16 protein-coding genes are annotated in these 19,726 nt (G+C 70.5%); 2 read left to right on the forward strand and 14 right to left on the reverse strand.

The features are described 5' to 3' along the window. Window positions 1–531 precede the first annotated feature (531 nt). The 3 genes from VLK66_RS10940 to VLK66_RS10950 all read right to left on the reverse strand — a co-directional run bounded on the left by VLK66_RS10940 (window position 532) and on the right by VLK66_RS10950 (window position 4,272). Complete coding sequence (locus VLK66_RS10940; protein WP_325309447.1) at window positions 532–909, reverse strand: hypothetical protein; 378 nt, start codon at window positions 907–909, stop codon at window positions 532–534. 119 nt (window positions 910–1,028) lie between these two features. Further along, on the reverse strand, window positions 1,029–3,692 hold the full coding sequence (locus VLK66_RS10945; protein WP_325309448.1) for a serine/threonine-protein kinase: 2,664 nt from the start codon (window positions 3,690–3,692) through the stop codon (window positions 1,029–1,031). 46 nt (window positions 3,693–3,738) lie between these two features. Beyond that, window positions 3,739–4,272 carry an ECF-type sigma factor gene (locus tag VLK66_RS10950; RefSeq protein ID WP_325309449.1) on the reverse strand — a complete coding sequence of 178 codons (534 nt, stop codon included), beginning with the start codon at window positions 4,270–4,272 and terminating at the stop codon, window positions 3,739–3,741. Window positions 4,273–4,725: 453 nt separating this feature from the next. On the opposite strand from VLK66_RS10950, the gene VLK66_RS10955 reads away from it, so the two are divergent. After that, window positions 4,726–5,019 (forward strand): hypothetical protein, encoded by a 294-nt coding sequence (locus VLK66_RS10955; RefSeq protein WP_325309450.1) that lies wholly within the window; start codon window positions 4,726–4,728, stop codon window positions 5,017–5,019. Between the two features lie 336 nt (window positions 5,020–5,355). On the opposite strand, the gene VLK66_RS10960 is transcribed toward VLK66_RS10955, so the two are convergent. From VLK66_RS10960 to VLK66_RS10995, 8 genes are all read right to left on the reverse strand, one after another. Continuing rightward, entirely contained in the window at window positions 5,356–6,024 is a 669-nt protein-coding gene (locus VLK66_RS10960) for a flavin reductase family protein (RefSeq protein ID WP_325309451.1), read from the reverse strand. 13 nt (window positions 6,025–6,037) lie between these two features. Then, window positions 6,038–6,691, reverse strand: a complete 654-nt coding sequence (locus VLK66_RS10965; protein WP_325309452.1) for an alpha/beta hydrolase — start codon at window positions 6,689–6,691, stop codon at window positions 6,038–6,040. Window positions 6,692–6,839: 148 nt separating this feature from the next. Next, window positions 6,840–7,334, reverse strand: coding sequence for a cupin domain-containing protein (locus VLK66_RS10970; protein ID WP_325309453.1), 495 nt, complete (start codon window positions 7,332–7,334; stop codon window positions 6,840–6,842). 21 nt (window positions 7,335–7,355) lie between these two features. Further along, entirely contained in the window at window positions 7,356–7,784 is a 429-nt protein-coding gene (locus VLK66_RS10975; RefSeq protein ID WP_325309454.1) for a hypothetical protein, read from the reverse strand. 479 nt (window positions 7,785–8,263) lie between these two features. Next, on the reverse strand, window positions 8,264–8,881 hold the full coding sequence (locus VLK66_RS10980; protein ID WP_325309455.1) for a hypothetical protein: 618 nt from the start codon (window positions 8,879–8,881) through the stop codon (window positions 8,264–8,266). 217 nt (window positions 8,882–9,098) lie between these two features. Beyond that, the gene (locus tag VLK66_RS10985) at window positions 9,099–10,274 is read right to left on the reverse strand and encodes an App1 family protein (RefSeq protein WP_325309456.1); all 1,176 of its coding nucleotides are present in this window, start codon (window positions 10,272–10,274) and stop codon (window positions 9,099–9,101) included. Between the two features lie 147 nt (window positions 10,275–10,421). After that, window positions 10,422–12,359 (reverse strand): Ig-like domain-containing protein, encoded by a 1,938-nt coding sequence (locus VLK66_RS10990; RefSeq protein ID WP_325309457.1) that lies wholly within the window; start codon window positions 12,357–12,359, stop codon window positions 10,422–10,424. A gap of 1,311 nt (window positions 12,360–13,670) precedes the next feature. After that, entirely contained in the window at window positions 13,671–15,017 is a 1,347-nt protein-coding gene (locus VLK66_RS10995) for an MFS transporter (RefSeq protein WP_325309458.1), read from the reverse strand. A 1,086-nt stretch (window positions 15,018–16,103) separates the two neighbouring features. Between VLK66_RS10995 and VLK66_RS11000 the strand changes: the two genes are divergently transcribed. After that, window positions 16,104–16,850 (forward strand): hypothetical protein, encoded by a 747-nt coding sequence (locus VLK66_RS11000; RefSeq protein ID WP_325309459.1) that lies wholly within the window; start codon window positions 16,104–16,106, stop codon window positions 16,848–16,850. Between the two features lie 108 nt (window positions 16,851–16,958). On the opposite strand, the gene VLK66_RS11005 is transcribed toward VLK66_RS11000, so the two are convergent. The 3 genes from VLK66_RS11005 to VLK66_RS11015 form a co-directional block, all read right to left on the reverse strand. Continuing rightward, a complete protein-coding gene (locus VLK66_RS11005) occupies window positions 16,959–17,609 on the reverse strand; it encodes a hypothetical protein (protein WP_325309460.1) in 651 nt (216 codons plus the stop codon). A gap of 53 nt (window positions 17,610–17,662) precedes the next feature. Beyond that, window positions 17,663–18,157, reverse strand: a complete 495-nt coding sequence (locus VLK66_RS11010; RefSeq protein ID WP_325309461.1) for a hypothetical protein — start codon at window positions 18,155–18,157, stop codon at window positions 17,663–17,665. Window positions 18,158–18,344: 187 nt separating this feature from the next. Then, window positions 18,345–19,706 (reverse strand): lysophospholipid acyltransferase family protein, encoded by a 1,362-nt coding sequence (locus VLK66_RS11015; protein WP_325309462.1) that lies wholly within the window; start codon window positions 19,704–19,706, stop codon window positions 18,345–18,347. Window positions 19,707–19,726 lie beyond the last annotated feature (20 nt).

The following is a 19,726-nucleotide window of genomic DNA, read 5'->3' on the forward strand; positions in this document are numbered from 1 at the left end:
ACACCGCGCTGCGCGCGACCACGGAGGATGAAAGGACAGTGGTCGTGAGCGCTGATGCCACAGAATGAGCGGATCAGCCTCGCGCAGTTTGCGAGGCTTCCCGTAGTTGTTGCTGCGACTTCAGTCGCCGGTGGGGGGCCAAGCCGCGAACTTTCTATTCAGGCCGGCCACACAAACCGCACCCACACAACAACTTGCAGGCCGAAGGATCTATCGCCCGTGCCGCACGTGAATCGCCGAAGCGCACCACCGTCTGGGTGCGTTTCCACGATTCACGTGCGGATCACGCGATAGATCCTTCGGCCTGCAACCATCTGCACGAGGGAAACTTACGGTGTGGCCGGCCTCAGGATGACGTCGTCGGGGTTGAGCGTCGACTTCTGGGCGTCGGCCGTGCAGCCCTCTTCGTGTGAGAATTACCGCTCACGGCCGGTACGTGTCCATGAACTTGCCGACTACGTTGCCTTCCTCGCTGCCGTCCGGGCGCGTGATCAGCCAGTCGACGAGCTCCGGCTCGGGGAAGTCGTACGGCTAGCCGTACCGGAAGCCGCTCACCACCGAGATGCGGCTGTAGATGCGGCCGAAGATGCGCCCGTTCTCGATGCGGCCGACGGCCACGAACACCTGCTCCTCGTGCCCCGCCGCGTCGTGCAGCCGCGTGACGGCGAAGAACGACTGCCCGGCCGGCAGCCCGGCCAGGTACCGCGCCTTCGCCGCCGGATAGGTCGCCCGCGCGGAGTCCACGTACGGCTGCATCGCCCGGTCCATCCGCTCGACGGCTTCCCGCGTGGCCGCGTCCACCGGGCGGTCGGCGGGCGCGTTCGGCGCGAGCCGGGGGTCCTGTGCGCGCGCCGCCACGGGCGCGAGGAGGAGGGCGGAGAGCGCGGCCAGCTTCGCAGTCTGCTTCATCGGAATTCCATCAACGGGGGATCGAAGATCGGATCGACGGAAACGCGCGGGCCCGGCCGAACGTGACGAGGCCGGGCCCGCTGCGCCGCTTCCCATCTCCATCTCCATCTCCCCGCCGTTCATCGCCGCGGTTGCGTGGACACCGAGTCGGCCAGCTCGCGGCGGAAGCGGGCGGCCATCGCCGGCTGGCGCAGCGAGTCGTACACCGTGACCAGGTCCCTGCGCGCGGCCTGGAGCCAGCTGACCCCCGGCTCGGACTGCGCGGCCACGATGCCGTACCCGGCGGCCAGCTCGCGCTCCGCCTGGGCCCAGCGGCGCTCGCGGGCCAGCGTGCGCCCCAGCTTGATCCGCGCGATCCCGGTGTTCAGGTGCGTGGAGCCCTGCGCCCGCGTGAAGAGCGCGACCACGCCGCGGAAGCGCGCCTCGGCCCGGGCCAGCCGCCCCGTCTCCATCTCCACCCCCGCCAGGTTCGACTCGGCGATCCCCAGCATCTGGTGCCCGTTGCCGTACGCGTGGCGGTAGATGGCGGCCATGCGCGTGAAGTCCGTCTCGGCCGCGGCGTAGTCGCTGTCGGCCACCGCCAGGTGCCCCAGGTCGTTCAGCGCGGATGCGACGCGTGGATGGTCGGGCCCGTACACGCGCTCCTGGATGCGCAGCGCGCGCTCCAGCAGCGTCCGCGCCTCCGCGGCGCGCGGGCGGCCCTGGTAGACCAGCGCGCGCCCCAGCATGGTCGCGGCCGAGGCGACCTCGGGGTGGTCGGGGCCGTAGTAGGCCTGCATGATGGCCAGCGCCTGCCGGTACAGCCGCTCCGCGTCCCCGTAGCGGCCGCGCTGGAACTGCGTGGCGCCCAGGTTGATCAGCGCGTCGGCCACGGCCGGGTGCCGCTCGCCCAGCAGCTCGCGGTCCAGGGCCAGGATGCGGCGGTTCAGCGAGTCGGACCGCTCGTAGTGCCCGGCGTAGAAATGCGCGTCGGCCAGCTCGCGCAGGCCGAAGAGCACGTCGGTGCCGGCGGGGTCGCGCACGGGCGCCGGGCGCAGCGCCTCGTCCAGCGCGGCGATGGCGCTGTCGTAGGCGCCGCGCTCGCTCAGCACGTGCCCCAGCGCCGTTCCCGCGCGCAGCACCGCCGGGTGCGCGGGGGGAAGATGACGGCGTGTGACCATCAGCCCGTGGCGCACCAGCCGCTCGGCCTCGGGCATCCGCGCCTGGTCGGCGCGCAGGAGGCCGAGCGCCACCTCGCTCGCGGCCACGTCGGGGTGGTCGCCGCCGTACAGCCTGCGCCGCCGCGCGAGCGAGGCCTGCAGCAGCGTGTCGGCGCGCGGCAGGTTGCCCAGCGCCTGGTAGATGCCGCCCAGCGTCTGGTACAGCTCGGCCTGCACCGCCGGCTCGCTCTCCAGGAACCCCGCCTCCTTCACGCCGCGGTCCAGCAGCGTCACCACGCGCAGGGTGTCGGCGGGGCCCGCCGCCTCGCCGCCGCCGGCGAACAGCTCCAGCATGAACCCCTGGATGCGCTGCGTCCGCGCCGCCTCGGCCCGCGCGGCGTCGCGCGCGCCCGCCAGCCGCAGGGTGAAGAAGACGACCAGGGCGATGACCGCGAGGGCGGCAGCGGCCGCCGCGCCGGCCGGGCGCGCGTTGCGGCGCAGGAACTTGCCGATGCGGTAGCGCGCGGTGTCGGGCCGCGCCTCCAGCGGCTCGTCGGCCAGGAAGTGGTCCAGGTCGCGCACCAGCGCCTCGACGGTGCGGTAGCGGCGCTGCGGGTCCTTCTGCATCGCCGTCAGGCACAGCACGTCCAGGTCCTCCCACGCGGCGCGGCCGGGGTCGGGCGGCGCGTCGCTCTCCGTCTCCCGCGCCGTGCGGCGGAAGGCGAGCGACGGGCGCTCGGGCTCGCGCTCCAGCACCGCCATCTCCATCTCTCCCGGCGTGCGGCGCGACGCATCGAACGGGAGGCGGCCGGCCAGCAGCTCGTACAGCATCACCCCCAGCGCGTAGACGTCGGTGTGGACGCCGACGGGGTCGCCGCGCAGCTGCTCGGGGGCGGCGTACGCGGGCGTCATCAGCCGCAGCCCGGTGCGCGTCTGGTCCTCGGGCGCGTCCACGTTCTCCAGCTGCTTGCTGATGCCGAAGTCCAGCAGCTTCACCGCGCCCTCGGCCGTCACCAGCACGTTGCTCGGCTTCAGGTCGCGGTGCACGATGGCGTGGCGGTGGGCGAACTGGACGGCCTCGCAGAGCGCGCGGAAGCGGCGCAGGCGCTCGGGTACGGTGGCGCGGTGCCCGGCGCACCAGGCGGTGAGGGGGACGCCCTCGACGTACTCCATCACGAAGTACGGCGTGCCGTCGGGGAGGGCGGCGGCGTCGTGCAGCCGGGCGATGCCGGGGTGCGCCAGCCGCGCCAGCGCCCGCTGCTCGGTGGCGAAGCGGTCGCGGCGGTGGGGCGAGAGCCAGGCGTCGCGGAGGACCTTGATGGCCGCGAGCGTGCCCAGGTCCTCGCGCTCGGCCAGGAAGACCACGCCCATCCCGCCCTCGCCCAGCACGGAGCGGAGGCGGTACGGGCCGATGTTCTGGAAGATGGGGGCGCCGGCGGCGAGTACCGCCCGCGCGGCGCCGGGAAGGCCGCGGTCCAGCAGCGGCGCGGCGCCCTGGTCGGCGTCCAGCAGCTCCAGCACCTCGGCGGCCAGCGCATCGTCGTCGCCGCAGGTGCGCTCGAGCCACGCGCGGCGGCGGTCGGGGTCCAGCGCGCGCGCCTCGTGGAAGAGCGCGTCGATTCGTTCCCAGCGCACGGCGTCCATCGGTCGCTCCGCGTGCGGGTGGCCGGGGAGGGGGATATGGGGAGGCTTAGCCGGCCCGCCGAAGCTCCCGCGCGAGCCAGGCGCGCGCGGACCGCCAGTCGCGGTCCACCGTGGCCTCGGAGATCTCCAGCGCCTGCGCCGTCTCGGCCTGGGTAAAGCCGCCGAAGAAGCGCAGCTCCACCACCATGGCCTGGCGCGGGTTGATGCCGGCGAAGTCGCGCAGCGCGGCGTCCAGCGCCAGCAGCTCGCCGGAGGAGGCGTCGGCGGCGTCCAGCGCCTCGTCGAAGGTCACCATCGCCACGCCGCCGCCGCGCCGGGCCGCGTTCCGGCGCCGCGCGGCCTCGATCAGCACCTGCCGCATCGCCCGCGCGGCGAGGCGCTTGAAGTGCAGCCGCGACTCGGGGGTGATGCGCAGCGACCCGGCCAGCTTCAGGTACGCCTCGTTCACCAGCGCGGTGGGGTTCAGCGTCGCGGCGGCGTCGCCGCGGCCCACGTGCGCGGCAAGGCGGCGCAGCTCCTCGTAGGTCGCGCTGAAGAGGTCGTCCAGGGTGGACGCGGCGGGGTGGGGGGAGAGTGCCAAGTGCTGAGTCCTAAGTCCTAAGTCCGAAGTCCTAAGTGCTGAGTGCTGAGTGCTGAGTGCTGAGTGCTGAGTGCTGAGTGCTGAGTGCTGAACCCAGGCGGCTCCGGGAATGAATTCCCGGGCAACACGGGCACAAAGTCCCCGCGAGACTGCTGCCAGGCATCCGGGCCGCCGGGCAGCATCGCTCATGGGTGATTATCCCGGCTGAAACACACCATTCCCCGCGCGCCGGGAGTGAGGGGAGAGTCCGCGAAGGCGGACTTTGTGCTTTTGTTGCCGCGAATTCATTCGCCCCAACCGCGCGATGACGCTTTTCGGGGCGCGTTCGCGCAATGCGGATCGGGCCACCCGAACGGTGCCCGCCGCGCCGCATCTCCATCTCCCGAAAACGCGGTTGGGTCGGCTGCGTGGCTTCACTTCCCCACACCTCCACAACTCACCGGAGACACGCCCATGACCGCCTCGTCCCTCCGCCGCGCCGCCCTCGCCTGCGCCATCGCCGTCGCGGCTGCCGCGTGCAGCTCGCACGTGAAGGGGAAGTACGCCTCGCCGAACGGCCTGATGAGCATCGAGTTCAAGGGCGGAAAAGCGTACGTCGAGATGCCGATGGGGACCACCCAGACCGACTACGAGGAAGACGGCGACCGGGTGATCCTGAAGAACGACGGCGGCAACCTGGTGCTCACCCGCAACCACGACGGGTCGCTCTCCGGCCCGATGGGCGACATGAAGTTGGTGGACGACTGAAGAAGAAGTCCTAAGTCCTAAGTCCTAAGTCCTGATTCGGTTGATAGTTGTGCGCGGCCGACCATTGACTCACCCACCATCCCCAACTCCCACTTGGGACTTAGGACTTAGGACTTAGGACTTAGGACTTAGGACTTAGGACTTAGGACTTAGGACTTAGGACTCAGGACTTCCCCGCGCCACACCAAACCGCCCCATCCCGGCAAGTGCCCGGCCATCGGCGTGGTGCGGTGGAAACCTCCGCCAGTGCGAGAAGAATGTCGCCGGCGCGAACGCGAACACCTCGGGCGAGGCCGCCCGAGGTGTTGTCTTTCCGCGCCATCTGTCACTCCGCCGCTACGCGCGCCGGGCCGGAGACTGGAGATGCTGGCTGTCGCCCGGCGCGAGCGGGGGCGCGTCGGCGGGCGGGCGCGGGGTGGACGGGGTGTCGCCGATCAGCGCGTAGAAGTCGCCCCACAGCCGGGCGACCGGGGCCAGCGCGTGCGTGTCGACGAACATCGTGCCGTCGGCCAGCGGCAGCGCGTCGGAGATGCGGACGCGCAGCACCTCGCCGATCACCAGCGTGTTGGCGGCGCCCTCCAGCTCCACGTGCTTGAACAGGCGGCACTCCAGCACCGCGGGCGCGTTCGCCACGTACGGCGCGCCGACCGACTCGGCCCAGGCCATCGGCACGCCGGCGTGCGCGAACTCGTCCGTCTCCGGCGGATATTCGCCCGAGGTGTGGTTCATCGCCGCCAGCTGGCCTTCGGTGGCCACGTTCACGCAGAAGGCGCCCGTCTCCAGGATGTTGCGCAGCGAGTCCTTGGGCCCGTTGCGCCGGTGGCCGATGGAAACGCCCACCAGGAACGGCGTGGGCGAGAGCGCGGAGAAGTAGCTGAACGGCGCCAAGTTCGGCCGCCCCTCCGCCGACCGCGTGGACACCCACGCCACCGGCCGGGGCACCACCAGCGACGTCAGCAGCTCGTACCGCTGCCGCGGCGTGATCGCGGAGGTGTCGAGGATCATGGAGATGCGGCCGTCATCCGCCCGGCGCCGCGACGGCTTCGGCGAGCCAGGCGCGGGCGTCCCGCGCCTCGTCGGGGGAGATGCCGTGGCCGATGCGGTAGTCGCGCTCCGTCAGGTCGGCGCCCGCGCCGCGGAGAAGCGCGCGCCCTTCGATCGCCAGGTCGAAGGGGATCTGCGGGTCCATCGTCCCGTGCCCCCAGAAGAACCGCGTCCCGGCCACCGCCTCCGGCGTGACGCGGACGGACGGGTGCTGCGCGAGGAAACCGCTGAAGTTCATCACCAGCGGCACCGCGCCGGGGTTGCGGAGCGCGTACGCCATCGACATCACCCCGCCCTGGCTGAACCCGCCCAGCACCAGCGGCCCGGTGCGCACCGGCAGCGCGGCGGGGATCTCCGCGAGGAATTCGGCGAGCTGCGCCTGCGAGCCGTCGAAGCTCTCCGGGTCGGGGACGTTGCGGCCCAGGAAGCGGTACCACGCCCAGCCGGGCCCGTACCCCCACGGCATCCCCGGCCACGGCGCCTCGGGGCACACCACCACCGCGTCCGGCGCCAGCGCCGGCGCGAGCCCCATCAGGTCGAAGCGGTCCGCCCCGCGCCCATGCATCAGCACCACGAGCGGCGCGCCGTCGGTCACGTGCGGGGGGATGACGGTTTCGTATTTCAGCATCGAACCAGGGTGCGAAAGTGCGAAGGTGCGAAAGTGTGTTCGAAGCGCCGAAATCCGTCACCCGGGAAGTCCGCGAAGGCGGACTGCGTGCCGTTGTAGCCGCGAGTTCACTCGCATTTTTCGCACGATTGTCGTCTACCGACCACAGTCACTGACCGGAGTCAGTCTTCGATTCCGCCGATCCGGTAGCCCGCCCCGTCGCCCGGTCGTACGGCACGATGTGCTCCCACTCGCTCGCGTCGGAGCGGGCGACGACGGCCACGACCGGCTCCGTCTCGCTCGCGTTGAACACCTCGTGCGGCACGCCGGGGGCGATGAAGATGAAGTCGCCCGCCTCGTTCTCCACCACCTGCCGCAGCCCGTCGCCGTACTCGTGGCGCACGCGGCCCTCCAGGATGAAGAGCATCACCTCGAAGTCCACGTGGATGTGCGCGTAGGCCACGCCGCCGGGCGGGATGGTGGCCACGTTCATCGACAATTGCTTCGAGCCGACGTTCTTGGCGCTCATCCCCGTGCGGTAGCGGATGCCGTTCCACCCGCGCACGTTGCCGCCGCCGCGGATCACGAAGATGCCGTCGTGCCCCTCCACCGGCGCGCGCAGGTCGGCGCCGTCGTCGCGGGGCAGGGTCGCTGGATCGCTCATGATGGGTTCGATGCGCTGGGGTTACCGCGACGCCGCGGTGCAGGTGGCGGTGCCGCTGCTGCCCACCGGCGAGCGGCCGATGGCGCTGATCCCGCCCACGATCAGCAGGAGCGCGAGCACCACGCCGACCAGCGCGACCGTGTGCGCACGGCGCCCGTCCGTCTGCTTGCGCGCGTAGACGCTGCATCCGTGCGCCGCGACGGCCGCCAGGATCATCATCGCCAGGTGCCCCATCAGCGCGGGGTAGAAGCAGCCGAGGACCACCATCACGATCCCCAGCAGCACCTGCAGGTCCATCACCCCGGTGAACACCGCCATGGAGATGCGCGACGGCCGCTCGTACGGCCTGCGCCCGAACACCCCCAGCGCCAGCACGATCAGGGCGACGACGCCCGCCAGCAGCACCAGGAAGCGCAGCCCCGAATGCGCGTGGAAGATATGGTTGATCATCGGTCCTCGTGGGTTGGGTGGAGGGCGACAATGTAGCGGGATGGTGCGAAAGTGCGAGAGTGCGAAAGTGCGAGAGTGATTCGGCGCGCGTGGCGATCTTCCGCCGCGCGCGCCGATGGTCTTCCTGAACCTCTCTCGTAGACCAAGCGTCGCCCCGCTATGGTCCCCACGCCGAAGACGTCATCCTGAGGCCGGCCACACCGCAACCCGTATCCGCACAATCCTTTGCAGGCCGAAGGATCTATAGCCCGTCAAGCACGTGAATCGAGGATTCACGGGGATGGGTCCTGCTGACGTTCGATCGCATCGCGGATACCGAACCGGAGGCACACTTCCAAGCCGAATGCCGGCTGACGTGCTGGACCGGCTATAGATCCTTCGGCCTGCAAGTGCTTGTGAATGCTTCGATTATCGCGTGGCCGGCCTCAGGATGACGTCCCTTGGGGACATGTGACAACTGCTCCTGCACCGGTCCCGCATCACTCCTCCGCGCCGCTCCGTGCCGCGGTGAACGGCGGCAGCTGCTCGCCGAAGTCGTCGGTCTTCAGCGTGCGCGGGCAGGGGCGGTCGCAGCGCTGGCCGCCCTCGCCGGCGACGCAGAGGAGCGCGTATTCCTGCCCCGTCCACCGCCAAACGCCGTGGCAGAACCCCGGCCCGCCCGCCAGCACGTCGGTGAACCCCTGCGAGTGCGAGGGAAGGGGATACAGCCCGCCGTTGAAGTTCAGGTTCATCCGCCACGCCCCGGCCGCGCTCCGGATGAACACCCAGTTGAACCCGCCCGCCATCCCGCCCACGCACGTCCCCTGCGCCTCCACGTGCACCTCGGGCACGGCATCGCCGTTCAGGTCCACCAGCCGCGCGGACATCTCCGTGTCCTCGCATCCCATCACCGTGTACGTCGCGGCGCGGCCGTTCCAGCTCAGGCCGTCGCCGCCGAGCGTGCGCACCATCTCCGCCTGCAGCGCCTGCTTCATCGGCGCGGCGAGCGGGAGCGGGGCGACGAGATGCGCCACCGCGGCGGCGGCGCCCTGCGCGCGGGCGTGGAGCGGGAGGAACGCGATCGAGGCGACGGCGAGGACGAAGACACGCAGCTTCATGGCAGCCGATCCGGAGAAGGGAGAGGATGAACCGCGGAGGTGGCGACCCGCATTGCGAAATTATTCCCGCGAACGCGTCATCTCCAGCATTTCCTCTCATGGAGAGCTCGGATAGCACCGAGCAAGCGCCGGGTGACGAATTTCGGTGCGCTTCGAACGCACTCTCGCACTCTCGCACTCTCGCACTCTCGCACTTCGCACTCTCCCGGAGCCGCGATCAGACGTCGCCGGCACTCAGCTCCTCGTTCGCGTCCTGCACCGCGTCGATCGTGGGCTGCTGCTCGGCGTCGGCCACCTCGCCGATCTCCGCCAGGCACGCGGGGTCGATCCACCCGTTCCCGGCGGCGTGGCGGGCGGCGGTCACGGTGTCGTCGGCCAGGATCAGCGAGCTCCCCGCCTTCTCCACCTCGCCCGCCAGCGCGCGGATGGCCTCCACCCGCTCCGGCGCGCGGCTGACGTTGCGGATGTACACGGCCAGGATGCGCTCCGGATGGTCGTGCACCGCGCGGTGGTAGATCTCCGGGTCCTCCTGCCCGCTGTCGCCCACCAGGATGAAGGGGAGGGCGGGGAAGGTGTCCAGGATGTTGCCGATGTGCCGCAGCTTGTGCCCCGAATGCCCGCCCGGCCCGGGATCCACCGGCGAGATCCCCCAGTCGCGCAGCAGCAGCGGACCCAGCGGGATGCGGCGCAGCTCCAGGAACTCGGCCAGTGCGTCGTACAGGTTCCAGGGGCTGCTGCTGACGTAGAACACCGGGTTGTGCGCCGCGCCGTCCCCCCCACGCTCCAGCGCGCGGTAGAACGGGGCCACGCCGGGAAACGGCATCCGCGTGTGCGCGTTCCCCAGCAGGACGTTGCGCGCCATCCGCAGCCGCGAGGCCACGTCGGTGCGCACCACGGTGTCGTCGATGTCGCTGATCACCCCGAAGCGCGCGGCGGGCGAGGGAACGCGCACCGGCGCCGTGGTGCGGAACGGCTCGCCGCCGTCCACCGGCTCCAGCAGCTCCATCTCCACCTCCACCCACCCGGTCGGGGAAGCGAGCGGGGGATGGGGATCGGTCCAGCACTCCACGTACCCCTCGCGGTCGGCCCGCAGCTCCTGCTCGCCGCCGGGGTAGCGGACCCGCACGCGCGCGCCGGGGATCTCGTCGCTCTCGAAGCGCTGCAGCGTGGCGGCCAGGTTCAGCCACACGCTGTCGCGCTCGCGGGCGCGGGGCGCGGGGGCGCCGCGCAGCACGCGCGCCTTCACCCACGCGCGGTCCGGGCGCCCGAAGCCGCGGTACGGCTCGATGCGCGGGCGCCGGTCGCCCGTCATCCCCAGCCGCTCGCGCTGCTCCGCCAGCTTGTCTTCCACCCGGTCGGCGAACTTCGCCAGGTGCCGCCGCCACTCCGCCACGCGCCCGATCCTTTCCCCCGTGAGTTTGATGATTCCGCTCTGGTGAAACGTTCGTGCCGCGTCCCCGCATGCGAAAGGCCGCGGCTCGTCGCCGCGGCCTTTCGCTCGCCGTCACCGCTCGCCCCGGAGAGGCCGGGACGCCCGCGGCTAGGGCGTGACGGAGATGGTGGTGGGATACCCCGCCGCCGCCAGCTGCTGCGTGTTCAGGGTCGTTCCGTTCCCCGCCCGGTCCTGGACGCTGGCGAGCGCCACCGTCCAGGCGCCGGTCTCGGCGGCGTTGAAGCGGAAGGCGCACGCTCCGGTGGCGCTGGGGGCGTTCAGCGGCACTCCCATCGTGCACTGCCGCGTCTGCGTGCCGCCGTCGCGCCGCAGCGTCGCGGTCATGAAGAAGAGCCCGCTCCCCGCGTCGGTGGCGGAGAGCGACAGCCGCACCGAGTCGGCGGTGTTCGCCGCCACGGTGGGCGAGGAGAGGGAGAAGCCGGTGACGGCGGGAGGCGCCGTGTCTTCCTGCGGCGAGACGACCTCGATGGCCGTGGGGTACCCGGCCGCCTGCAGGGCGGCGGTGGAGAAGGTGCGTCGGTTCCCGCGCACGTCCTCGAGCAGCACCTGTTCCACCACCCACGCCCCCGCCGGCGCGAAGGCCGGGAAGTTCAGGTAGCAGCCGTACACGTTGCTGAAGCCGCTGATGCTCGGCAGCCCCGACTCGCACCCCAGGGCGTTCCCGGTGCGCGTGCTGCGCGCGACCACGCGGACGCGCGCGATCCCCGAGCCGGTGTCCGTCACCGCCACGTTGACCACCGCCGCGGTCGAGCCGGCGGTGGCCGTGGGCTGCGGGATGGACAGGCTGTCGAGAACGGGCCCCGTCTCGTCGCCGGGGTTCTTCACCTCGATGCGCCACGGGGCGCCCGCCGCCCGCAGCGCGGCCGTGCTCACGGTGCGGTCGCGCCGGTAGTTGTGCAGGTTCACGCCCTGCACCACCCAGGCACCCCGGATCATCCATCCCGGCATCACCATCCTGCACTCGTACACGCCGTCGTCCGCGGTCCCCGACACCAGCGTCACGTCGGCGCAGAACCAGCCGTCGCTGGTGCGCAGCGGGCTCTGCACGTCGAGGGTCAGGAAGTAGAAGGACGCGTGCGCGTTCTTCACCCCGATGCGGAAGACCAGGGAATCCACCTCGGCCAGCACCGTGCCGGGAAGGACCTCGAAGCTCACCAGCGTGGGCCAGGTGACGGCGGGATCCGCCGTCACCAGCAGCTCCGCGCGCCCCGCGCGGTCGCCACTGGTGGCGGTGATGGTGGCCGCTCCCTCGGCCAGCGCGGTCACCAGCCCGGCGCTGTCCACCGTGGCCACCGCGGGGTTCGAGCTCCACCACCGCACCGGCGGCCCCGCCGCGGCGCGCCCGGTGACGCCGCGGAGCACGCCCTCCATCCGCTGCGTCTCGCCCACCGCCAGCGACGGGGCGATGGGCGTCACGCTCACCCACCCGGCCTCCGCGAACACCGGCGCGGCCACGTACACCGTGAAGGCGAACGACACCACCGTGGCCGGCACGTGGAAGCGCCACTCGCGGGGCGCGGTGGTGTCGCCGGGAACCAGCGGGCCGGCGTAGCGGAAGTACGGCTGCACCCCGGCGGTGAACGCCCCCTCGCCGTCGGCGTTGTCCACGGTGACCACGCCGGAGCCGTCGGTGGTGGTCGGCCCGGCGTGGAAGAACACGCGCACCCCTTCCGCCGCCGCGTTCACGCCGTCGCGGGTGCCCAGCGCCTGGCCGGTGAGGTTCTCCACCGTCACGTTCGAGCTGAGCGTGCCGCTGGCCTCGTCGTACTTCGTGCCGCTGGACGCCAGCCGCACGTTCACCCCCTGTCCCCCGAAGATGGCGGCCCGCGCGCCGGCCGCGCCCGGCGCGCCCGCGCAGGTGAGCGTGCCCTCGCGCACCCGCACGGTGCACTGCAGCGCCGCGACGGCCGCGGGCGGCTCCGCGGCGGCGGGCGGCGCCAGGGGGCTGCGGTCCGTGCAGGCGACGGCGGCAGCGAGCACGCCGCCGAGCGCGCAGGCGGCGAGGAACGATGTGGAACGGGTCATCGAGGGAAGCTCCTTGGCGGTGGGGCCGAGGGAGTAGGACCGGGGAAGGGGAGCATTCGCGGGAACAGCAGTTCCGCGCCGAATGATAGCGCCCCGGTCCGCCCGCGGAAAGAATTTCCATCCGGGAGCGGTGCCGGACGCGAGCGGGGCCGCGGATTGCTTCCGCGGCCCCGGTATCGTCCATCGCCGATTGATCCCAGATCCGGGAGATCAGCTTCTGCATCCGCACTGCACCTCACCCGACATCATCCTGAGTGTTGAGCGCTAATGCTGGGCACCGAGCGGACCAGCCTCGCGCAGTTTGCGAGGGATTCCGCCATATCAGCGTAAGCGGTTGCTTTGCAAGGCGCTTAGCTTTCCGCTCGGTGCCTGCTGTCGGTTCTGGCTGTCGGTTGGCTTAGGCCGCCCTTTTCACGCTGTTGCGGCGTGGACTGGTCGGGCCTTGGCGCCTCGGCGATCCCACGCAAGCGCAAGGAGCAGCCTTCGGACTGCCCCTGCGCTGTTGCCTAAAGATCGGGCCTGCCTGTCAGCCATCAGCAGTATGAGGGACCCGTCCAGACCGTGCAGGAATCCCCGTAGCACGTGCCTTGACCGCACGTGCCCTCGCACGAGTAGTCGCAGGTGCCATAGCACGAGTACTCGCACGTGAAGCACGTCGCGCCGAAAGTTGGATCGTTCGGGGGGAGCTTCCAGCAGTTGACATTCTGGGAATCGTTAACGACCGCATGGGCGTGGACGGTCCCGCCTTCCCGTCGCTGGACGGGTGAAGGCTCAAACGACTCGACGCGCAGCGTGTCCAAATCCAGAGTCAGCTTCTTCATGTAATCGTTCTCCTTGATGAGGGATGAAGCGGCCGTGCCCTTGCCGCCAAAGGTGAGGGTAAATTCTATGTCGGGAAAGTATCTTGCACAAGGCGACAATTATAACTCAGTCGGTGACCGCGATCGAGCCGTGGCGGCGGCGCTCTGCTGGTTCCACCCGCCAAGGCCTTTCAGCGACGATGGGACAAGACGGGAGAAAGCGGCCCGCCGGGTGATTTTCTCGCGGGCTCTGCTGTCGGTTCTTCTGTCGATTGTTGCGGCAAGATGCTGGATTCAGTTCGGGATCGTGTACGGGTTGCGCGCGCACACCAAAGGAATTACGCCGTTTCCGAGCATCTTGCTGCGTTCAGCTGGTATTCACGTAATCTGCGAGGCTTTCCGTAGTTGTTGCTGCGACTTCAGTCGCCGGTGGAGGGAGCCAGGCCGCGAGCTTTCCATTCTTCTCTCGGAGGCCGGATGATCGATCCACCGAGGCGCTCCGTCCCGCCGCTCACCCATGCAGGTCGGCGCCTTTCCACTCGCGCGGGGCGTCGGAGATGGGCTGGAGGATGAGGTAGCTGGCCACGATCATCCCCATCAGCACGATCACGCTGAGCCCCTGGCCCACGCGCGGCGCCATGTGCAGCAGCTGGATGGTGACGTAGGTGGACGCGGCCCACAGCACCGGGCCGGTGATGGCGCTGAAGCGGCCCACCATTCCGTACAGCCCGTAGAACTCGCCCACGCGCGAGGGCGGCGTCAGGCGCAGCATGTACGGACGGTCGCTCGCCCACACGCCGCCCAGCGAGAACCCGGCCGAGGCGGCCACGAGGAACAGGCACCAGAGCGGGAGGCCCAGGATCCCCACCGCGCCGGCCAGCGCGAACACCCCCATCCAGGCGCGCAGCACGTAGTTCAGCGTGCGCCTGGGCCCCAGCCTGTCCGTCAGCCATCCCCAGAAGAACCCGCCCGCCACCGCGAAGGTGATGGCGAAGAGCATGATGAACTGGCTGGTCTTCTGCCCCTGCGCCTCGTTCATCCCCGTGCTGACCGCCACGTTCACCGTGTACAGCGCCATGATGGAGATGACGGTGTTGATCGAGTCCGTGTAGAACACGCGGCCCACCAGGAAGCGCACCAGCCCGGGATACTGCGCCCCCGACTTCAGCGTCCGCACCGTCTGCGAGGTCGAGTCCCTCACCATGGCCCAGCCGATCGGCCGCGGCCGCGGGTTTCCGCGCTCGCGCACGAACAGGAAGCAGGGGATGGAGAAGAGCAGGAAGGCAATGGCGATGGCCAGGAAGAGCCGCGGCTTGTCGGCCGTCCCCAGCTTCAGCCCCAGCGCCACCGCCAGGTACGAGCCCAGGTAGCCGATCCCCACGCCGATCCCCCCGACCTTGCCGCGGTTGTCCTCGGTGCTGACCTCGGGGAGCATGGCGTCGTAGAACTGCGTTCCCGCCTGGTACGCCACGTTGGCCACCACGAAGCACGCCGCGGTCGCCCAGTACCCCGCCCGCGCCAGCAGCGCGGTGAAGACGATGCAGACGAGGGTGCTGGCGACCAGGAACGGCATCCGCCGCGGCGCCCGGTCCGTCATCGCGCCCAGCAGCGGGGAGACGAGGAAGATGATTCCCATCGAGAAGGCGGTGATCAGCCCGTAGGTGCTGTCGGCCCGCTGCGCCCCCACCTGGTCGCGCACCCAGAGCGAGAAGTACAGCGACACCACGCCCATGGAGAAGATGGTGTTCGCCAGGTCGTACAGCACCCACCCGGCCACCGCCCGCTTCGTGATCAGGTGCGGCACCCGGTGCGGCGGGTACACCGGCGTGGGCTCGGATACGATTTCGGCTTCGAGCATGGGGATGGGTGCGAGAGTGCGAGGGTGCGAACGTGCGAGAGTGGAACGGCGGGCAGGCCACCGGGAAGATAGTGCCGCGTGCGGCGATCCGGAAACAGAACGGAAACACTCAGGCGCCGCGCGGAGAAAGCCCCGGCCTTGCCATCAGGAGAAGTGTCAGAAGGAGCGTCGGCTAGCCGTTAGCTGTTCAGGGCTGAACGACGGGCCTCCACCACGGCGAGAGAGGAGGATAGAAAGGACCAGGAGGATCGCGGCGGGGCCTACTCCCCTCTGCGGGAAGGCGCGGCAATCATGCCGAGCCTTATGGAACCTCACGTTTGATGGAGAGATCCCTATGCGGAAAATCCTTAGTTTGCAGGCGGTGCGGTTGCCATCCCGGCTTGTGACGATTGCCGTCATGATGCCGCTTCTCGCATGCTCCGATGCGATCACCGGCCCGCATCGCGCTCCGGGTAGCACCTTGGCGGGGACGACCGTCACACTCCCCGGAATCACCGCGACCGAGTGCCAGTACGGAGGCGAGTATCCGAACTGCAAGTCGGCTCCCATCGACTCCGGGTCCGACCCGAACGCGCCTCCCCCGCCGCCTCCGCCATCGACCTCGGGAGGATCAACGGGCGGAACGACTCCGCCGCCCGATTCCACGGACGCGGGGAGCATCGGCGAGTGCGAACCTCAGAACGCAGGGGCACTCTCGGATGGAGACGCCATGCCCCCGGAGTGTACGGACAAGGCTTCGCGTGCATGTCCGGCCGTCATGCTCGGGAAGGTGATCACCGCAGGCATCGGGGTTGCCGGAATCCTTCATACCTTCAAGTTCGAAGGTCCGCTGACGAGGTCCGGCCTGCCGAACTCTCCCGCTCGGTATGCGGTCCAACCCACTTCCAGCGAAGACACGTGGTGGATCGCCGAATCGGGTTGGATAGCCGTGAACTGTTACGGTGTTTTTATCCCTATGGGCGCGGGGAAGCGCATCTGGGTCGGCGAGGCCTCGTACGCAGGGCAGAGTGACTTGCACATGGTCATGGGGCCGGGGCACCCCTCCTTCTAAGTCGCCCTATGAACCTCGCAGGGGAGCATCTTTCGATGGCGCGACGGAACTGGATTGCGGAATTCACGGAGCGCGATGTGCGCGCCGCCCTGGCGCTCGTCGGCACGCCTGACTCGGCGTCTGCCGTGGCGGCCGAGTTGTATGCACTTCCGGAAACGGAGCAGGTGCACCTGGAGTGGGTCTACGACGCCCTGCTTCTGGTCTCGTGCGTTTCGGACGATCTGGCCCGGCGGGTCATCGATCTCTTCGCCCCGGCAGACGAGGATGGCCGCTCGCGCATGCGGGTGGACCAGGCGCAGTTCGGTGCCGCCTTACGGGGCGAACGGCCGGGATGGACGGTGTGGGAGATCGGGGACGTCGTTCGCGACCGCCGGCAGGACTGCGCGGTGACGGCCGCTTTCCGGGCGGAAACCGGGCGCCGCGAGAACCTGATTGGCGCCTTCACCCAGCCGGAGCTGGAGATGGCGCTGTCGCAGGTGGGAGACTCGGATGCCGCCGCACGCCTCGCGCACGAAGTCTACAGCATCCCGCCGGACGAACAGGGCGACTACGACTGGACCGATCTTTCCCTGTGGTTGTTCTCGCTGGTGTCGCGGGAAATCGGGGAACGAGTCCTGACGACATTCGGCACGGTGTCCGATCGGGCCGAGCACATTCGGGAGATGCAGCGGGTGTTTCGCTCGCTTCGGGAGAGCGGCGAGCTGAGAGAACGCCTCGGGGCGGTGCGGTTCCAGGACCTCGTCCGCCTCGCCCCGACGGTCGGGTCGGGGGGCGTGGAGTAGGGCAATCCTCGCCCAAACCATGTTTCTACGTATGAGATGAAGATCGCCCGCCCCGGCACGAAGCCCGGGGCGGGCGAGATCTTCATCTACCGAAAAAACCGGCCGAGGCTACTGCGCGGAGGCGACCTGCTGCGGGCCCTGCAGCGCCTCGTACGCGGCCAGCACGCGGCGCAGCGCGGCCTTCTCGGTGGCGGTGATGTTCCGGTCCTGGCGGTACTGCTGGCCGTTGTAGCGCAGCTTGGCCGTGTTCGAGCTGGCCACCGCGCGCAGCATGCGCATGTCGTCGTCGGTCACGTTGGCGTCGTACCACTCCCACACGTCGCCCTCGCCGTTGTCGCGCTCCACCTTGAAGTGGCCGCCCGGGTCCACGGTGAACTGCTGCCCGTCGGCCAGGACCTCGAAGGTCTGCACGAACAGCCAGTTGTCGCCCGAGTAGCGCAGCAGCATGCGCAGGTACGGGTCGCCGCCCTGGTCGCTCTTGCCGATGTACGCCTGGAAGGCGTTGCTGTTGGCGTACTCGGGGTAGCTGCGGTCCTTGTACCAGGTCACGTGCTGGAACTCGTCGTGCTCCTTCTTCAGCTGCGCCACGGCGCGCTGGCCCGCCTGGGCGCGGCGGGCCTGGTCGGCCGCGCGCACGCGGCGCCCCTCGGCCTTCCACTCCGCCATCCCCGGCGTGTCGTCCCTGCCGTACTGCAGCACCAGCATGATCACCGAGTCGCGCTGCGCCTCGGGCAGGTTCCTGATGTCGTCCTTCTTCACCCGGCCGAAGGTCTCGGCGGCCCGGGTCTCGTGGACCTTCTTCTGCGCCGGGTCTACGGCCTGGGTGGTGCCGCCGTTCCTGGGGCCGTCGGAGCTCCCGGCCGCCAGCGCGGCGAAGGCTGCGAAGGCAGCGAGAGAGAGGGCGTGGCGTGGCGTGAGCATTCGCGTAGGTACAGGAGGTGGAGGGGGATGGCCGAGGCGAGCGCGCCCAGCCAGAAGTCCGCGGGGTCGAACGTGCCGGGAACGATCCCGGCGAGCTGGGCCAGCTCGCTCCCCAGCGAGAGCGCGGGCCCCAGCGCGATCCAGAACGCCGCCTGCCGCACCGGCTTCCCGCGCCAGATGAGCGCCATGCAGGCCACGAACGCGTACACCCACAGCGCGTCCGGCAGGCTGAACAGCATCCACCCCGGCAGCCGGATTCCCGCGACGACGGCACGCGCCGACGCGAGGGCGCCGTCCAGCGACGCGGCCTCCATCCACCTGAACACCCGCAGCCGCGGCGAGCGCCACAGCAGGTACACGGCCGAGCCGAGGGCGATGGGCAGCACCACGTGCCACGCGAGCGCGCCGCGTGGAACTGAGCCGGTGTCTTTGCGGGAAGCCTGGGGCAACTGCGGGGGGGCGGATCGGGATGGGAACGTCTGGAGAGGCGGCCACAACGCTAACACCCAACGCGCGCGGCGGCCAAGCCGGCGGGACAAACTGCAACCTTGAGCGTAGCAGACGACGGAATCTCTACACGCGCACCTCTTCCCACAGCGTGTGCAGCCGCCGGGCGAGGTCGGCCTGGCGGGCGCGCAGCTCGTCCAGCTCGGCGCGGCGGCGGGTGCGCAGGAAGAAGCGCCGCGCCTGCGCCGTCGCCTCGGCCCATCCCTCCGTCACGCGCAGCGCCACGAAGCCGGCCAGCGGCAGGGCGAAGAGCGTGCACAGCCCCGCGACCCATCCGAATCTCCATCCCACCACGGTGGCGACGGCGATCGTCCACAGCAGGTGGAATAGGCCGCCCACCAGCAGCTTGAAGGTCGCGCGGACGTCGCGGTACTCCACCTGCCGCCGCTCGAGGATGCCCGTGAGACGGTAGGGGATCCAGTAGACGAGGATGCCGAGCGCGGCGACCGGCGCGCCCAGCCCGAAGAAGGCGATCTGCCGTCCCGTCCACCCGATCGCGGCGTCGGCGCGGGGGCTGGCCTTCAGCTCCGCGGGGGTGAGGCCCAGCACGCGCAGCACGCGCCCGTGCGCCGCCACGTCCCTGGCGACGCGACGCCACTCCGGCCGCCCCTCCGCGCGGACGCGCGCCAGCCCCTCGGCCGCCTCGACCTGGCGTGCGACGCGCGCGTCCGCGGCCGCCTCCACCGGCAGCTCGGCGGCGTACACGGCCTCGGCCATCTCCACCAGCGGGCGGTCGTCCCAGCGCTCCAGGTTCACCGTCACCTCGTGCAGCGACTCGTCGATGCGGCGCGTGAGCTCGCGCACCGCGTCGCGGTCGTCCGGCGACGTCCCCGCCAGGTCGTCCCACGCCACCGCGTCGCCGACCACGGCGACGGCGTCGGAGCGGAAGGTCTCCTTGGCGCGGAAGGAGAGGCCCACGGGGACGAGGGGGAAGGCGCCGCCCGTCCGCAGCGCCGCGCCCAGGGCGATGCGCGCGGCGCCGGTCTTCAGCGGGACGAGCGACGGCTCGCTGTGGCTGGTCCCCTCGGGGAAGATGCCGACCGCGGCGCCCTCCGCCAGCGCGGCCCAGACGGCGCGGAAAGTGTCGTCGTTCTGCGCCGTCGGGCCCACCTGCGCCTGGTCCTGCTGGCGGTAGACGGGGATCGCCCCCGCGCCCTTCGTCAGCCAGCCGATCACCGCCATGTCGAAGAGCGGCGCCTTGGCCAGGAAGCGCACCGGCCGGCGGGCGACGGCGACGACCATCCCCGGGTCCAGCAGCGAGTTGGGATGGTTGGCGACCAGCAGCACCGGCCCGCGCCGCGGCACCCGCTCGCCCGAGATGGTGAGCCGGTAGAACAGCTTCAGCGCGTTCCGGGAGAAGGAGGAGAAGATCGGGAGGAGCCACACGGGCGGGATGCGGGCGGGAGATGGCAGGATCGCGGCTGACACGGCCCGGTCTGGACCGCCGG

This window comes from Longimicrobium sp. (assembly GCF_035474595.1).
Classification (GTDB): domain Bacteria; phylum Gemmatimonadota; class Gemmatimonadetes; order Longimicrobiales; family Longimicrobiaceae; genus Longimicrobium.

Excerpts from the sequence above, each read along its gene's own strand:
- VLK66_RS11000 (WP_325309459.1), top strand. The coding sequence starts at position 16,104 with ATGGCGCGACGGAACTGGATTGCGGAATTCACGGAGCGCGATGTGCGC.
- VLK66_RS10990 (WP_325309457.1), bottom strand. The coding sequence starts at position 12,359 with ATGACCCGTTCCACATCGTTCCTCGCCGCCTGCGCGCTCGGCGGCGTG.
- VLK66_RS10980 (WP_325309455.1), bottom strand. The coding sequence starts at position 8,881 with ATGAAGCTGCGTGTCTTCGTCCTCGCCGTCGCCTCGATCGCGTTCCTC.
- VLK66_RS10995 (WP_325309458.1), bottom strand. The coding sequence starts at position 15,017 with ATGCTCGAAGCCGAAATCGTATCCGAGCCCACGCCGGTGTACCCGCCG.
- VLK66_RS10945 (WP_325309448.1), bottom strand. The coding sequence starts at position 3,692 with ATGGACGCCGTGCGCTGGGAACGAATCGACGCGCTCTTCCACGAGGCG.
- VLK66_RS10940 (WP_325309447.1), bottom strand. The coding sequence starts at position 909 with ATGAAGCAGACTGCGAAGCTGGCCGCGCTCTCCGCCCTCCTCCTCGCG.
- VLK66_RS10960 (WP_325309451.1), bottom strand. The coding sequence starts at position 6,024 with ATGATCCTCGACACCTCCGCGATCACGCCGCGGCAGCGGTACGAGCTG.
- VLK66_RS10955 (WP_325309450.1), top strand. The coding sequence starts at position 4,726 with ATGACCGCCTCGTCCCTCCGCCGCGCCGCCCTCGCCTGCGCCATCGCC.
- VLK66_RS10975 (WP_325309454.1), bottom strand. The coding sequence starts at position 7,784 with ATGATCAACCATATCTTCCACGCGCATTCGGGGCTGCGCTTCCTGGTG.
- VLK66_RS10970 (WP_325309453.1), bottom strand. The coding sequence starts at position 7,334 with ATGAGCGATCCAGCGACCCTGCCCCGCGACGACGGCGCCGACCTGCGC.
- VLK66_RS10965 (WP_325309452.1), bottom strand. The coding sequence starts at position 6,691 with ATGCTGAAATACGAAACCGTCATCCCCCCGCACGTGACCGACGGCGCG.